The following is a 14,602-nucleotide window of genomic DNA, read 5'->3' as shown; positions in this document are numbered from 1 at the left end:
AGCAGGACGCAGCGCTCTCTGGCGCCGGGGATGCCGGTCTGGTCCAGGGCGGCGCGGCTGTCCGCGCAGAACAGGTCCCGCGGGCCCGGCCCGGGGGTCGGCGCCGGTCCGGGTCGGACGAGAAGCCGCCCCCGCCCCCGCCGCCTCCTCCCCCACCGCCTCCGCCTCCTGCTCCCGGGGACCCCAAGGGACGCCGATGAAAGGGGCGCCGGTGGCCGGAGCGGAGCCGCCCGGTTCGGACGGACTGGTGAAGATCCACAGGGTCCGCGCAGCACCCCGCACCGGCGAAGACGTGTCCGACATGTAAGGACGCGGCCACCGTCTCGACACCCAGTGTTCCGTGTCCGTCAGACGGACCTCAGGAGCAGAAGGCACGGGGTGCCGGATACGGTGGGTATTCCTGATGCACCCTGCTGACCTGCAGCTTCGCGGATCGGATCGGCTGTGACCTGCTAGGACGGGTTGCAGAGACGACTGGAGGCAGTCAGAGGAAAACGCTCTGATTCGACCCCGGTTCGACCCGGGTCACTCAGAGGCAGTCAGAGGTAGTGAACTCTGTATCCGGCCTCAAAGAGACCCAAGTTGACCGGTGTGGATCACGAGCAACTTCTCCGAGAAGCCCTAGGCGCGTCTCCGGTCGAGCCGCGTTGGGGACGCCTACCCCCGACCGGCGCCAGGTACACGAAAGCCCCCAGGATTGCCGTCCTGGAGGCTTCGTTGGCACCGATTGGAGGTCGGTTCCGGGCACCACCCGTGGTTTTAGCGGGCCTGGGTGGCGTCCCTGTCTTTGCGAGACGACCCCAGAATGCCACACGAGACCCCCTCTCCGCACCAATCGCCTAAGGCTCCGTTCCCGACAAGCTGTCAACCAGAGGCAGTCACAGGCACCCAAACCTCTCGACAGGGGCTCGCTCACCTCTCACGGGTAGCGGCTGATCTGGTTCTTCTCGGGGACCTCACTGGACGCTACGCCGCCGGTAGTTACAGCAAGCTCGATCGTCAAGGTCAAGTCGTCCAGCGCGACCCTCGGGCGGGGATCGCCGAACACGGTCACCGCATCACAGCGGCTATCGCCTGTCACGTGGTCCGGGTTGGCGGAACTGTCAACCAGTTGACGGATCTGCTCATGCACCCGGATCACGAGGGCGGCAAGCATGCGCAGAACATCGCCCTGCGTTCGGGACAAGCGCGCGCCCTTGCGTACATCGAGCGCGTCTGGGAGAGCGCCAGCGTAACGGTCAGCAACACGGTGCAGGTTGCTTCTCGCCAGGACGTCCATGAAGACCTCGCTGCCCTTCGCGACCGCATCGAAGTCACGCCATGGCGCAGTGAGCGAGGACGCACCGCCTTGCGGGTGTTGCGCGCGCATCTCAACTTCGCTGAAGCCGCCGGAGGCCGTCTGCACGCTGCAAGCGAGCGCCAGGCGGCAGAGGAAGCCGGGGTCTCTCGGCAGGCGGTGCGCAGCGCGTACGAGACCGTGCTGAAGCCCGGCGGGTGGCTCCGCCGGCTGAGGGTCGGACGCGGCACGGAAGGTTCCTCCTGGTACCTCAGCAACGGCCCCGGACACCTGGCAGGGGATCCATTTTCTCATTCACAGACCACTCAGTTCCCCCCCGACCCGGCACTTGACGAGTGGTCCACTCCTGAGACATCCCTTTCGGCCGATATCGACTCCACCGTCATTGGCCGCCTGATGGCCCACGATGCCTTCGCCCACCGCGCGCTGGGGAGCTCCGCCCTGATGGTCATTGGGGCTCTGCACTCACGCTCATCTCAGACCGTCGGCGAACTCGTCATTACCTCGTCGGTGTCTCGCGCCACGGTCTACCGGACTCTCCACCGCCTCGTAAGTCACGGCCTCGTGCACCACGTAGGTGAGACCTGGATCCTGGCCCCCCGTGCCTTGGAAGGCTTCGGTAACAGGCTTCTGGAGGCTGTTACCGAAGCAGATGTCGTGCCCGCACGTGGTTGGGACGAGATCGCCTCCCACTGCGGAACTGCAGGCCTCTCTGCAAGCAGAAGGACGCTCCACGCAGCCGAGCGGGCGACGTATCGGGCAGCGCTCGACAAGCTCGCAGAGCACCGCAGCGCGGCTCATGTGATCGTCCGCGACGGCCGCCAGATCCTCATCCCGACACCGCGCCCCGACGAGGTCCCCGCCACGCGGCAGGCCCCGGACGGAGGCGTCTTCGATCCGGTCACCGGCCGTGCCGCGCCCGACTGGCGGATCGCCACCGACGGGCGGCTGATCCTCATCACCCCTGCCGACCAGCGCAGTTACGACGAGCTGGCCGCTGCCCATGCCGAAGCCCTCAGTGAATGGGAGTCCGCAGCATGAACCCAGGTCCCGCGAGCACGCCTGCCGAGGGCGATTCGCCAACTCCCGAAGCCCTGCGCAAGCAGTACGAGTCCGGCGCCACGGTCGCCGAACTCGTCGCCACGAGCGGGCTGTCGTACGGCACGGTCCTCAACCGGCTGCGCGAGGCCGGAACCGTGATGCGCACCTCGTGGCAGACGCGCCGGATGCGCGACGGGCAAGCCCGCCGCAACCTCGCGGCCCGTCTGCGCCGCCTCTACGACGAACAGGGCGCCACGCTCACGGAGTTGGCCGTCGCGGGGGCGATGCCGCGACGTGCCGCGCGGCGGCTGCTGATCGAGGCCGGGGGCACGCCGCGGACCACTCAGCAGACACTGCGCATCCGCTCAGCGGCCAATACTGCACGGCGCAAGAAGCTCGCGTTGTCCCTGCGCGCGCGGTACGAGGCCGGCGCCACGGTGCCGGACCTCGCTGCGGAGTGCAACTACTCCGTCGGGACCGTCTACCGGCTCCTGCACCAGGCAGGCACCCGCATGCGGCCTAAGCACAACCACGGCCCGGCCCGGACCCGGAGGAATCGGTCATGAGCGCCCCCGCAGGTGTCCCCGTCCGGGTCCGGCAGGTCAGGGGACCGAGGGCGTGCCATCCCAGAACCCGCTCCGCAGCACGAGGCCCTCCTCCGCCCGCACTCGGCCGTCGGCCTTCTCGCCAGCGCACCCAAGTCAACGCACCCTTCCCGATTCAGGAGATCAAGCACACGTGAGTGAGAACACCCGTACCAAGACCCTGGCCGCGGCCACGGCCAGCGCCTGGGACGCCTTCGTCATCGTGGTCGGCATGCTCAAGGGCGGCACCGGAAAGACCACCTCCGCCTGGTTCATCGCCCTCTACTACGCCGTCGTCCTCGACCTGCCCACCCTGCTGCTGGACGCCGACGCGACCAGCCAGTCCGCCTACGACTGGTTCAAGGTCGCCCAGGCCGCCGGCTTCGAGATCCCCGCCAACCTGGTCATCGAGCGCTACCCGTTCGACGACATCGCCGAGTACATCCGCACCAAGCGCGCCGAGTTCGGCGCGATCGTGGTCGACGCCGGCGGCGGCAGCGCCCGCATCTTCCACGAGGCCGTCACCGAAGCGAACCTGCTGCTCGTGCCGGTCGCCCCCACCAAGATCGAGCGCCGCAAGCTCGTGGCCACCTTCGACGAGGCCGAGCGCGCCGCCGCCCGCAACCCCCACGACGTCACCGCCCACGTGGTCATGGTCAAGGCCGACGACCGCACCAGCCTGCCCAGCCGGGCCAAGGAACAGCTTCTGGAGCCCGCCGAGGGCGAGGGCATCGGCCCGGAACGCGACGAGGCGTTCCCGCTCGCCGAGACCACCATCCACTCCTGGGTGCACTACATGGAGGCCTTCGGCGAGATCCCGACCGAACTGAGCGAGTACGCCAACCTGATGAAGGAGCTGACCGAGGCATGAGCGAAAAGAACGAGCGACCGAAGCCTCCGGCGCGCCGCACCGGCGGGCGCGCCCTGGGCGGGGCCAAGAAGACGACCCCGCCGCCCCCTCCGCCGGCAGCCGAGCTCACGCCCGAGCAGTTTGCCGCCGAGCAGGGTGCTGGCCAGGGCGAAGGCCGTCTGGCTGTTGCCGAGGCCGAGGTCCAGCAGCCTTCCACGGCCCCGGTTGGGACCGGGGCGCAGGGTGAGTCGACCGGGATACTCGCCGAGGTTCCGGAGCCTCAGGCCCCGCCGGCCGTCGACGCCGCACCGAGCGGCCCCGTCCAGGCCCCGGCTGCAGGAGCGCCCGCGATGCACTCTGTTCCCCCTGGACATTTGACGCATGGGCACGAGCAGTTCGCGGCCCGCACTGGCGAGGTCGCGGTGCCCGCGGCTCCGTCCACGCAGGTGAGCGAGCAGGTTCCGCAGGCCGGTCTGTCTCACGCCGTTACCACGGCCGCTGGGGTATCGCCGACCGCCGAGGTTGCCGTGCGGCAGACCGTTTCTCCGGTCCCGGGCGCTACGGCCTTCCCCGTGAGGAGCGATGCTCCGGCATCTCATCAGGAGCAGAACACGCGATCGGAGGCAGCGCCCAGCGAGGGAGCCCCGTGGGCTCAGGGACCCGGCCGGCCCAAGGACATTCCCGAGACGGCCGCCGTCCTCAACCAGCGCATCATCACGCGCGAGAGTCTCGACTCCTCCGTCCCTGCCGCGCTGAAGCTGAAGAAGCGCATCAAGCGCTTCGCACTGGACAACGAACTCGACCACCTGCCGATCGGCGACATCGTCTCGGTCGCGCTGGACGAGTGGCTCACCGCCCGCGGCTTCTAACGCGCGCATCCCGGGTGGCCGCGAGATCTCCGCTCTCGCGGCCACCCGCCCGCCCGACTATTCCACTAGTCCACTAGGCGGCTAGCTAGTCGCCTAGTGGACCTGACCGGAGCCCTCCAGTGCCCGATCTCTCTCAACACGCCAGTCAACTGCGCGCTGTCGCTGACGCCCTCGAAGCCCAATCCGATCCAACCAACGACCCGTTCGCCCCTCATCCCGACACCTTGAAAATCATCAACGGCCGCCACACAAACCGCGGGCAAATCAACTACGCGGTTCCTGACGATCTCCAGATCCAGCGACGCATCCGGCGTTTTCATGCGGATCATGGAATCCAGCACGGCGACATTGTGGCGATGGCTCTCGACACATTCCTACGCGCAAACGGATATCCCCCCGACCTTAAACTGCCCAATCCTGATGTGCCGTGAGCCGATCCGACGGTCAACTCCTGCTGGGCGGCATCGTTCCTCCCCGATCCCTGGAATCAGGAGACGAGCAGCTTTCTCTTCTTGGTGAGCCGATACTGATTCGGCTCCCCGCAGAGCTGTGGCGGTCGTGGCTCAGCGATAGGTCTATTGTGGCCCGGTTTGAAGCCAAGCGATATGTAAGGGCAGCTGACCATTGTTGGCCATGGCTTAATGCCGTGAGTTCGACTGGACACGGTTCTTTCCGTGCTGCGAGCCTTCCTGGACCTTCTCGGCGCGGGACTGTGCCAGCTCACCTTTTCGCCTACCAGTTAGCTAATGGTGTCATCGATCGGCCCGGATGGTCCGCTTCCCAGGACCCTGTCGTGTGTCACACATGCGATTTCCATGGATGTACCAATCCGGGCCATCTCCGGCTCGGGACCGCAGCAGAGAACCGTGCGGAATGGTCACTGCGAAGGGGAAATCCTTCCGGTCCTCTCGCGGATACGCGTGGAGCTGCTGGACGCACACGGGCCATCGCACAGGCGATTCGCACCGGACTCAAGGAAGGAGCGCCGCCAGAGAGGATTGAGCAACTGATTCTGGCCGCTGAGGCAGACGGTCTTCCACTCACCCTCTGGTGAAAGGCAGCGGGGAGAATCCTCGTAGTGCTCGCCAGTACGACCATCGGCGGAATACGGGTTGGGGAGGCTCTCCGCCGTCCTTCTCCGCTCCTGGTGCCACGCGAATATCTGGGTGCCCTCCGCGGACTCGCCTCCGAGGGCACCCAGATCTGACGTCATGGGGATGGCCACTCTGTGTGTGCGTACTCCACGGCCAGCGCCGCCGCCTCGGCCAGGGTCCCGGCGACCGGGCCGCCACTGCTGCGGAGAATGTCGGGGTGGGTCAGGCCCCCGGTGTACGGCACGGGATGGATCTGATTCGCGAACGCGGCGCGGACGTCATCAACTGCATCACCGATGAGCACGATCGGCCGGTCTCCCATGGTCTGGCGCAGCGTCGACAGGTGCCTGGCCAGGGGTTGCTTCTTGCTCCTGGCTGAAGGGCCCGTGCGTCCGTCGACCCGCAGGGACAAGGAGGCGACACCGAGATCCGAGATGTGCCGGGCCAGCCCGACGTGGGCGCTCAGCGACAGCACGGAGTGGCTGCACCCGCTTCGGATCAGCAGCGTGAGGAGGTCCTCGGTTCCGGGCATAAGGTCGGCTGGCGGTCGCCGGGAGTGGTAGGTCTCGAATGCCATGCTCGCTCGTGTCCGCTCGCGATCGGTGAGCGCACGACCGAGGATGCCGGCACATATGGCGGGGGCCGACGTGGCGAAGTGATGTCGGACAGTGTCGAAGTCGACCGGTTGCGCGCCCAAAGAAGCCAATGCTGCGTTCACCGATCCGACCTGGCGCTCGACGTCGTCAGCGAGCGTGCCTCTCCATCCCCACACCAGGTGTGGCCGGTTCAAGATCCGTGGCACGGACGTGGCTTCCTCTCTTGAGCAGGTGTGAGGGGCACGCCTCCGTTTCGAACGGATTGTCACGGGTGCCGGATTTTATGAAGATCCGCTACCAGGGCCCGAATGCGCTGGTAATCCTTTTCGATTGCCTCGGGCAGCCCGTGGGTCAGGACGATCTCGCGCGCTTTCCCTCCAGGTTGGAGGGGCACGGTCCCGGCGACGAACGAGTTCGGATCCCTGTCGAGGTCCACCGCGGTGGGCAGCGCGGCAAGGGCCTGCAGCACTGCTGACTCAGATCCATCCCACCGCGGCGTGTGCACGTAGATCCGGGTCACGCAGTTGCGGAGGGTGTCACGGCTGCGGAGGGAAGTGCAGAGCGCTCCGTCCAGCGCTGCGTCGATTGGGTCGTGGCCAGTGATCGCCCATACCGCCTCGTCGCCACGCGATCGGTTGGTGACTACACCGGCGGACAGCAGGACCGGGCCTCGCTCGGGCTCAAACGCAACGTGGCATGACGTGGTCCCCGATATCACGCCCAGGGTGTCCAGAGCACTTCGTACGTAGAGGGAGAGCCGACGTGCGAGGAGGTCACGGCGGTGCAGCAGGTCGATTCGGTCGAGCAGCCCCGTCGGAGCGTGCGCATGTGCCCAGATTCCGGTAACAGCGTGCTGGGGACCATCGGGGCCAGGCCGTGTCACGGTGTCGATCACGTACTGCCGCCCCTCCACCCGTTCTTGCAGGACGAGGGCGGCTTTCCCGCTTCGGCGGAGGGCAGCTCCCTGGAGCTGTGGCCAAACAGCTGCGATCAACTGCTGTGTGGGGCACTCGACCGGTCGAGCAGTCCCGCCGATCGCGACAGGCGCCAGCTGGTAGGTCGAAGCCGCATGGCGGTCGGCCCATGCCAGCGCCTCGACGAGACTGGCCGTACGCAGAGTGCGGGGCACGGCGATTCCCGCCCGTGCCAGCGCCTCCGCCTGAACGCCTCGATCCGTGCGCAGGAGCACCGAGTCGGGCATGCCGCTGCCGGGCAGGCGCAGTTGCCAGGCGATCCGCTCGGCGAGCTCCACTCCCGCCGGGCTTGCGGCCACCACGGCTTCGACTCCGACCGCCCGCAGTTTTTTGACAGTGCGGCGCAGATTACCGGTGTACTCGATGACGCCGGTGTACGCCTCCTGCGTCAATGTGTCCCCGTGGGCCGGAGGCCTCGTGCTCAGACCGAGAATGACCGCAACAGCGTCTCGTCCTCGGCGGGCCAACGCATCGGCGTAGCCGGTACCGGAGGGCGGGGCGATGACCGCGACCGCCGTCGCCCTCGCCGGATAGGGGGCCGCAGCCAGGGCTGCACTGTGGGCAGTGGCCACCGGACAGCCTCCCCAGTCGCTCGGCATGTGGGGGAAGACGCGGTTCACCGGGTGCAGCTCGTGGTGTGGGCGGGCCGGGCGAGTCGAATCGTCAGGTGATCGGCGACCAGGCCGAGGCGTTTCGTGCAGTCGGCGGCAGTGGGGCCGGTGACGACCCAGTGGGCGAGGCGGTCGTCGATGCTGGTGCGCGGTGGCGCGATCACCTGGGTGCCGAGGTCGCGTGTCCAGACGAGTCGTTCCAGCCATAGCTGGTCGTGCACGGGCCTGTGGGCATCCAGGCGTTGGATGTGGCCGGTGTGCTCGGGGTAGAGGAAGCGGATCGCGGCGGCTTCCAAGTGCGTCGGGGTCAGGTCGGGCGCTTCGCCGACTGCGAGAGCGGCCATCACCTGGGGCAGGTTCACGCCGGTTGCGCGGTCGACGAGGAGGGGGATCAGGTCTCCCGCGAGGCGGCCGTTGACCTCAATCACCCGGGGACCGGTGCTGGTCAGCCGCAGTTCCACATGGACCACGCCCCAGGTGATCCCGAGGGCTTGCACGGCTGCGGCTACGATTTTGGTGAGGCGGGAGTCGGTCAGCAGCGCGTCCTTGGCGTCGACGCTGTGCTCGATCTCCTGGAACTGCGGTTCGGGGCCGAGCACCTTGCGGGTGACGGCGACGATCTGGACGTGCTGCGGGCCGAGGATCACGGTCTCTGCGCTGATCTCCGGGCCTTGGAGGTACTCCTCGACCAGGGCGCCGGGCACGGACCAGTCCTCCAGCCCCAGGACGCTGTCCACCAGCGCCCGGTTGAAGGCCGCGCGGACGTCCCCGTCGCTGTCGGCCCGCAACACGCCCGCGCTGCCTGCCCGGCCTCGGGGCTTGACCACGACCGGATAGCCCAGCCCACGGGCGATCTCCACCGCCCGGTCGGCATCCGGGGCGAGATGGGAGCGTGCCGAGGGAACGCGGTGCTCGGCCAGGAGGCGCCTTGTGATCGATTTGTCACGGCAGGCAGCAGCCGCAGTTGGGGAGTTACCCGGCAGACCGAGGTGGTGGGTGAGTCTGGCCGCGAGTTCGACGTAGTGCTCCATGTACGTGGTCACGCCGGCCACGCCGAGTCGGCCGGCGGCGTGCCGTACGAAGTCCGCTGCGGTCTCGGGGTCACGCAGGTCGACTGCCATCTCGGCGGCCAGGTAGGGGCGGGTCCACCGCGGTGGGGCTTTGTCAACGAGCACGACCGGCCGGACGCGGGCGATCTGACGCAGAACGTATTCGCGGTATGCGGGAGATCCGGCACCCAGCAGCAATATCGGGCTGGCTCCAGGGGAATTGTGGATGCTCATGCTGCGTCTCCAGTGTTCTGAGAGAGAAGAGGAGGGGTGTGGACTCCGGCTTCGATTGCGGTCAGAGCGCGTCGGCGCCAGGAGAGGGCGTAGCGCAGGCAATTCGCTTCGTTCTTGTGCGGGCTGCGCGAACGTGGCAGGCGGAAATCGCAGTCCCGGGCGGAGATGCGGCGGCCTTGGGCGGACCATGCGTGCGAGTCGGCGCTGCCGAGGAGGTATGCGACTTTCCGCAGGCCCGTGATTTTGAAGCCGAATCCATGGCACCGGCCCGGGCCGAGGATGTCGGCGACCGTTTCCACAATGTGGGCGGCTTCGTCCGTTGCCTGGATACGGCAGACGGAGCCGATGCCGACAACTGGTTCCGTCAGCAGATTGATGCCCGCGCGGTTGTAGAGATCGATGCAGTGTTCGTAGTCGGCTGGCCGGCGGCCCTGTACGACGGGGATGATGGGAAGGTCCGGGTCCGCGCTGCGCAGGTCCAGGTAGTTCCCGACGGTGCGTCGCAGGTGCTCCTTCACACTCAATCCGGTGCCGGGATAGAACTGGTGGCCCACGGATCCGCCGTGAATGATGGCGTCCTCGCACATCCAGTCCTGTGGTGCCGCCCAGAGCAGGTTTCCGATTTCGTCACGATAGCGGCGTATCTGCCGGGCGTAGGCGCGTGGGCTGGGACCGGTGTCCCAGGTTCCATGACGGCTGAGTTGGGTGAATCCGCCGGAGTCCACAGCGAATGGGCCCAACGCTCGTGGATAGGTGCGCCGAGTGGCCAGGTGAGGATTGGCCACAAAGAGCGGCACGTCGGTGTGGGCGAGGAAGTGGGGCTTGGCGCCCAGGAAGAACGTGCGGAACTCCGGCCCGGTCACGGCCTGGCCTTCGGCGAGGCCGCGTCCCCTGGCTGCGCCTGCGTGCCCGCGCTGGGTCCGAAACCATCGCCTCGCCCGCCCCCGCGGTGAACCGGGCGGGCCTCTTCCTCGGGGACGGCCTCAGGGGAGCCACACGCCAGGAGGTGGCCGCCGTCGCGGAGGCGACACCGGAGGAGAAGCAGGGCAACGGCAATGCCGGTCATCCAGGTCTTCCCGATCACCTGTCCGGGCAGGTAGTGCAGGGACCCGAAGGCGAGCGACAGAAAAAGGAGGCTGTCCGCGATCAAACCGGCCGCGTTCGAGAGCGCCAAGGCCATCGTGAAGCCGTGTGTGCGGAGCCGTTCGTACAGGACGAAGTCGAGGGATTCTGAGAGGGCGTAGGCCGCTGCGGACGCGGTCGCGACGGCCTCGTTGGCGGTCCAGGACGACAGAACCACTCCACCGGCCATGGCCATCGCCACGGTGGTGCGCCCGGCCAGTTCCCTGCTCGCGTCGCGCAGGACCAGCGTCAGGCCCACGACATACACCCCGGCCGGGGCCATGACTCCGGGGGCTACGGGTGCAGCCGGGTAGTGGATGGTCAGCCAGTTCGCGGCCGGGATGGTCGCCACATATCCCGACGTCGCAAGCACGGCTGCGGCGAGCCGTCGGCCGCTGGAGCCGGTCACGCTGCCGCTCCGCGAAGAGCCCGGTGAATTGCGCGTCGAGCAGTTCATGGCGGGCCGTCAGCGCCCCTGGGTCGGCCACGGGGCGGCGGACGGCTGTGCGAGCGCGAGACCGCAGAGCTGTCCGGCGGACCACCAGTGCGTCAATTCCAGCCCCCACAAGGCGAGTTCGCGGCGAACGACCTGCTGCCTGAACTTGGCCGACACCTCGGTGCGCAGTTCCTCGCCCGCCGCGAAGTCGACCGCCAGGCCGAGCGCGGGGATCTTGACGGTCTGGTCCGTACGCGACCTCAGCCGCATCTCGATCCACTCGTTCTCGGCGTCCCACCGGACCACGTGCTCGAAGGCGTCGAGATCGAAGTCGGCGCCCAGTTCCCGGTTGAGCACGCTGAGCACGTTCTTGTTGAACGCCGCGGTCACGCCAGCCGCGTCGTCGTAGGCGGCGATGAGAGAAGGCTCGTCCTTGACCAGGTCGGTGCCGAGCAGGAGGGCGTCACCGGGCGAGAGCAAGGAGCGTATGGAAGACAGCAGAGTGGCGCGCTCGCGGGGCAGGAGGTTGCCGATCGTGCTTCCCAGGAACGCGAGGAGCCGGGGTCCGGGCGTGCCCGGCAGGGCCAGGCCGGTGGTGAAGTCGGCTATCAGAGCATGGACGTTCAGGCCCGGCCGTTGCTCGACCAGGGCGTGTCCCGCCCGGGTGAGGGCGCTCTCGCTGACGTCCACCGGCACGTAAGTGTCCAGGTCCGCCAGGGCGTCCAGCAGGTGCCGGGTCTTCTCGGACGAGCCGGAGCCCAGCTCGATCAGGGTGCGCGCGCCGGTCACGGCGGCGATGTCGGCGGAGCTGGCGATGAGCAATTCGCGCTCGGCGCGTGCGGGATAGTACTCGGGCAGTTCGGTGATCTTTTCGAACAGGTCGCTGCCGTGGGCGTCGTAGAACCACTTGGGCGGGAGCGTTTTCGGGGTGCGGGTGAGGCCGCGTCGGACGTCGGCGCGCAGGGCGGCATCGGTGGTCTCCTCGGGCAGGGTGCGGGTGATCAGGAACGGGCTCACCGGTGGGTCTCCTCTTGTGCGTCGAGTTCAGGCGGGGCAGGCAGGGCGTGCGGGCACGCCGGGGTAAGGCGCCGTCGGGCCGTGGCGAAGGTGAGGGCTGCGGCAGTTGCTCCTGCGGGGAGGAGGAGCTGGGTGTGGGTGAGGCTGGCCGTGGCGGTGCCGGTCGCGCACCCGATGTCCAGGAAGGCGACCAGCAGGGCGTGAGCCTCCGTGGTGCGCCCCGGTGGTGCGAGGGCGCTGGTCATGACGAAGGCCTCGCCGAGGAGGGGGGCCATGGCCAGCCCGGGGATCGCCGTCGCGGACAGTACGGTCGCGGGGCTTCCTGCCACTGTCAGGGGGATCCAGCCGGCTGCGAACAGAGTGGACAGGATGATCAGGTGGTCGGCGGTGCTGCCCGGCCAGGACCGGGTCCCGTAGGCGAGGCCGCCCAGGACGGCGCCGCACGACAGGGCCGCGGGCAGGCCTCCGGACACTCCCGGGGCAGCGAGCCGTTCGGCCGCGTCCACGGCCAGGGGGGTGAGAGCCCCGATGGTGATTCCGGCACACGCCATCGCCGCGTACAGCACCCGAAGCCGGGCCGAGCCGATCGGCCCGAGCCAATCGGGCCGTACGGGCCGCGAGTTGACGTTGTGCGTACGGGAGGCCGGGGCGCTCACGAACAGCGCGGTGCCGAGGGTGCCGACGCCCGCGGTCGCCACGAGTGCCCAGGACGCGGACGTGGCCGCGGTGATCGTGGCCACCAGCAGCGGTCCGGCGATGTAGATGAGCTCCTGGGTCCCGGATTCCAGGGCCAGGGCCACCCGCTGATGGGCGGGCGACGGCATCATCCCCTTCGCGCCCCACAGTGTTCTGAGCGCCGCGTCCAGCGGAGGCCGGGCTGCTCCCGCGACCGACACGGCGGCGAATGCCCCCCGCGCCTCGCCCGGCCCGGCGGCCAGAGCGAGGAAGGCCATGCTGCTCAGCGCGGCACCGACCGGGAGCGTGCGCCGTGGCCCGTGGCGGTCGACCAGGCGACCGCTGAGCGGGCCCCCGACGGCGTTGGCCACCAGGTACACCGCAGCGAGCAGGCCGGCCGACGATCCGTCCTCGCCACCGTGGTCGGCAGCGAGGAGGATCGCCAGCGGGGCCATCCCGGTGGGCAGCCGTCCGATGAGTGCCCCGCCCAGCAGCCGCGTCGCGTAGGGCACACGCAGCACGTCTCGGTACCGGGCCCCTCGGGGCGACCCGCCAGCGGAGTCCTGCGTCCCGTCGAGCAGGATCATGGCCGCCGACCAGGACGTCTCGGCTGGCGCTGGCGATGGACGGGACGTGTGCCGTGTCCACGGGTGCTAGCGGGTGGGAGCCGTCGGGTGCTGGGTCCTGCTGCTGCGGGATTCGTCATGCGGATGTCTCGGATGCGCAGGAGGGGCGGTACAGGAGCGCGGACAACGGCAGGCAGAGCGAAGCTGCGAGAAGCCCGGACAGGAGGGTTATCAGGGCGACGGCGTGGTGGCCGCCATACGTGAGCGCCCATCCGCCCAGGGCGGGGGAGCACAAAACCGCGGCCGCGAGGGTCGTACCCCAAATACCCGCGTAGAGGCCTCGGTTCGATGCCGGCGCGATCTTGTCGAGGATGTTCGTGGCAGCGACGAACGCAATGATCTCGCCCGGTACGGCGAGGGCTGCGGCGGCAGTGTAGCCCCCTGCCGAGGAGGCGAGCCCTGCTGAGCCCATCGCGGCTCCGAGGACGACTCCACTCAGTCCGAGCAGTCCCACCATCGGGGCGGGACGCTGTGCTCGGCGCGCGAGCCGGGAGTTGAAGAGGGGCGACAGCCCTACCACGGTGGCCGCGCTGGCGATTTGGGTCCGCCCGTAGGCCGCGGATGGGAGGCCGTCCTGGGCCATCATCATGGGGAGCACGGAGAACAGCGCGGCGACCGGGATCAAGGTCAGCAGGCTCGCGGCCACAGAATCCACAGCAGGGGGTCGGCGAAGGCCTCCTTGCTTCGGCTGCGGCGCCCGAGCGGCCGTACCGGAGCGGAGGGCGGGACGACCCGCAGGGCGACGACGGCACAAGGGCAGGTACGGGTAGACGAATCCTGCTGCGCGCGCGGCGAGCGTCCCGATGAGCGGGAGCCACCGCTTCGGCAGCGAGGACGAAGGCGGCGCAGACGCGGTCCGTGAATGTGCCCGTGTGGTCGTTGTCGGCGCGGGAACTCCACGCGGCCGACGGACTGGGGTGCCGCTCTGCACCGGTGCGGTCATCGCTTGGCTTCCTGGTTGGAAGGCGGCCCTGCCTGGACTCCTCGTCCTTCACTGGGCGTTGGGGGTGAGCCGGACAACGCGGGGTCCACTGGGTGCTCAGCTTCGGCCCCGGCGTGCACGGGCCTGTGCCGGCGGTCTTGCGTCGCCTCAGCCGTCGCGGGGCGAGCACGCAGGACGGGCGTCACGGGGGCGGACTCCACCGACCGCGCGGCCCCGCTAGCCCTTGCTGCTTGTTCGCAACTGCCAGTTCTCTGCAGGTCGGCCCCTTGTGTTATACGAAAGAGCTGGAGTCGCCAGCTCCGAACACGCGCGAGGGCCTTGAGGCGAGCGGTGCGCCGGTGTCGAAGGATGTCCACGAAGGTCTCCATATGAAGGAGTAGCGAAGCGTCCCGGCAGCAGGCCATCGGTGCGGGACGTCGGGCAGCTGTGAGGGATCGTCGGTGGGTGCTGCTCGCAACGGGCCGAGGCCTGATGGTTCGGGCCGGACTACTGCCGGCGAGAGCAGCAAGAGCCCCAGAGGCCTGAAGAACCTGATCACTGCGCTGCGGACGCACGGCGTGACCCGCCGCACGCTGCTGCTGGGA

General features: G+C 68.7%; 15 protein-coding genes. 6 read left to right on the top strand and 9 right to left on the bottom strand.

All coding sequences use genetic code 11. The annotated features are described in order from the left end of the window. Window positions 1-919 precede the first annotated feature (919 nt). A complete protein-coding gene (locus ABZ896_RS48410; RefSeq protein ID WP_360944364.1) occupies window positions 920-1,132 on the bottom strand; it encodes a hypothetical protein in 213 nt (70 codons plus the stop codon). On the opposite strand from ABZ896_RS48410, the gene ABZ896_RS48405 reads away from it, so the two are divergent. The 6 genes from ABZ896_RS48405 (at window position 1,112) to ABZ896_RS48380 (ending at window position 5,695) form a co-directional block, all read left to right on the top strand. Further along, window positions 1,112-2,338, top strand: a complete 1,227-nt coding sequence (locus ABZ896_RS48405) for a helix-turn-helix domain-containing protein (RefSeq protein ID WP_360944361.1) — start codon at window positions 1,112-1,114, stop codon at window positions 2,336-2,338. The two genes, ABZ896_RS48410 and ABZ896_RS48405, sit on opposite strands and share 21 nt — an antisense overlap. Next, window positions 2,335-2,904, top strand: coding sequence for a helix-turn-helix domain-containing protein (locus ABZ896_RS48400; RefSeq protein ID WP_360944358.1), 570 nt, complete (start codon window positions 2,335-2,337; stop codon window positions 2,902-2,904). The genes ABZ896_RS48405 and ABZ896_RS48400 overlap by 4 nt, the downstream gene beginning before the upstream one ends. A gap of 172 nt (window positions 2,905-3,076) precedes the next feature. Further along, a complete protein-coding gene (locus ABZ896_RS48395) occupies window positions 3,077-3,793 on the top strand; it encodes a ParA family protein (protein WP_360944355.1) in 717 nt (238 codons plus the stop codon). Beyond that, on the top strand, window positions 3,790-4,641 hold the full coding sequence (locus tag ABZ896_RS48390) for a hypothetical protein (RefSeq protein ID WP_360944352.1): 852 nt from the start codon (window positions 3,790-3,792) through the stop codon (window positions 4,639-4,641). The genes ABZ896_RS48395 and ABZ896_RS48390 overlap by 4 nt, the downstream gene beginning before the upstream one ends. Before the next feature lie 119 nt (window positions 4,642-4,760). Then, window positions 4,761-5,072, top strand: coding sequence for a hypothetical protein (locus tag ABZ896_RS48385; protein WP_360944349.1), 312 nt, complete (start codon window positions 4,761-4,763; stop codon window positions 5,070-5,072). Next, complete coding sequence (locus tag ABZ896_RS48380; RefSeq protein ID WP_360944346.1) at window positions 5,069-5,695, top strand: HNH endonuclease; 627 nt, start codon at window positions 5,069-5,071, stop codon at window positions 5,693-5,695. Before ABZ896_RS48385 ends, ABZ896_RS48380 begins: the two co-directional genes overlap by 4 nt. A 155-nt stretch (window positions 5,696-5,850) precedes the next feature. Here ABZ896_RS48380 and ABZ896_RS48375 read toward each other — a convergent pair whose 3' ends face one another. From ABZ896_RS48375 to ABZ896_RS48340, 8 genes are all read right to left on the bottom strand, one after another. Continuing rightward, complete coding sequence (locus ABZ896_RS48375) at window positions 5,851-6,537, bottom strand: HAD family hydrolase (protein WP_360944343.1); 687 nt, start codon at window positions 6,535-6,537, stop codon at window positions 5,851-5,853. 59 nt (window positions 6,538-6,596) lie between these two features. Further along, complete coding sequence (locus tag ABZ896_RS48370; protein ID WP_360944340.1) at window positions 6,597-7,877, bottom strand: hypothetical protein; 1,281 nt, start codon at window positions 7,875-7,877, stop codon at window positions 6,597-6,599. Between the two features lie 44 nt (window positions 7,878-7,921). After that, window positions 7,922-9,199 (bottom strand): ATP-grasp domain-containing protein, encoded by a 1,278-nt coding sequence (locus tag ABZ896_RS48365; protein ID WP_360944337.1) that lies wholly within the window; start codon window positions 9,197-9,199, stop codon window positions 7,922-7,924. Next, a complete protein-coding gene (locus ABZ896_RS48360; RefSeq protein WP_360944334.1) occupies window positions 9,196-10,062 on the bottom strand; it encodes a hypothetical protein in 867 nt (288 codons plus the stop codon). The genes ABZ896_RS48365 and ABZ896_RS48360 overlap by 4 nt, the downstream gene beginning before the upstream one ends. After that, entirely contained in the window at window positions 10,059-10,730 is a 672-nt protein-coding gene (locus ABZ896_RS48355; RefSeq protein WP_360944331.1) for a VUT family protein, read from the bottom strand. The genes ABZ896_RS48360 and ABZ896_RS48355 overlap by 4 nt, the downstream gene beginning before the upstream one ends. A gap of 57 nt (window positions 10,731-10,787) precedes the next feature. Then, window positions 10,788-11,774 carry an L-histidine N(alpha)-methyltransferase gene (gene egtD / locus ABZ896_RS48350; RefSeq protein ID WP_360944328.1) on the bottom strand — a complete coding sequence of 329 codons (987 nt, stop codon included), beginning with the start codon at window positions 11,772-11,774 and terminating at the stop codon, window positions 10,788-10,790. Beyond that, the gene (locus ABZ896_RS48345) at window positions 11,771-12,970 is read right to left on the bottom strand and encodes an MFS transporter (RefSeq protein WP_360944325.1); all 1,200 of its coding nucleotides are present in this window, start codon (window positions 12,968-12,970) and stop codon (window positions 11,771-11,773) included. The genes egtD and ABZ896_RS48345 overlap by 4 nt, the downstream gene beginning before the upstream one ends. 181 nt (window positions 12,971-13,151) lie before the next feature. Next, window positions 13,152-13,721, bottom strand: a complete 570-nt coding sequence (locus tag ABZ896_RS48340) for a hypothetical protein (RefSeq protein ID WP_360944322.1) — start codon at window positions 13,719-13,721, stop codon at window positions 13,152-13,154. Between the last annotated feature and the right edge of the window lie 881 nt (window positions 13,722-14,602).

Origin of the sequence: Streptomyces sp. NPDC047072 (genome assembly GCF_040643855.1) — a bacterium.
GTDB lineage: Bacteria > Actinomycetota > Actinomycetes > Streptomycetales > Streptomycetaceae > Streptomyces.
This window is presented reverse-complemented; position numbering and strand designations above follow the sequence as displayed.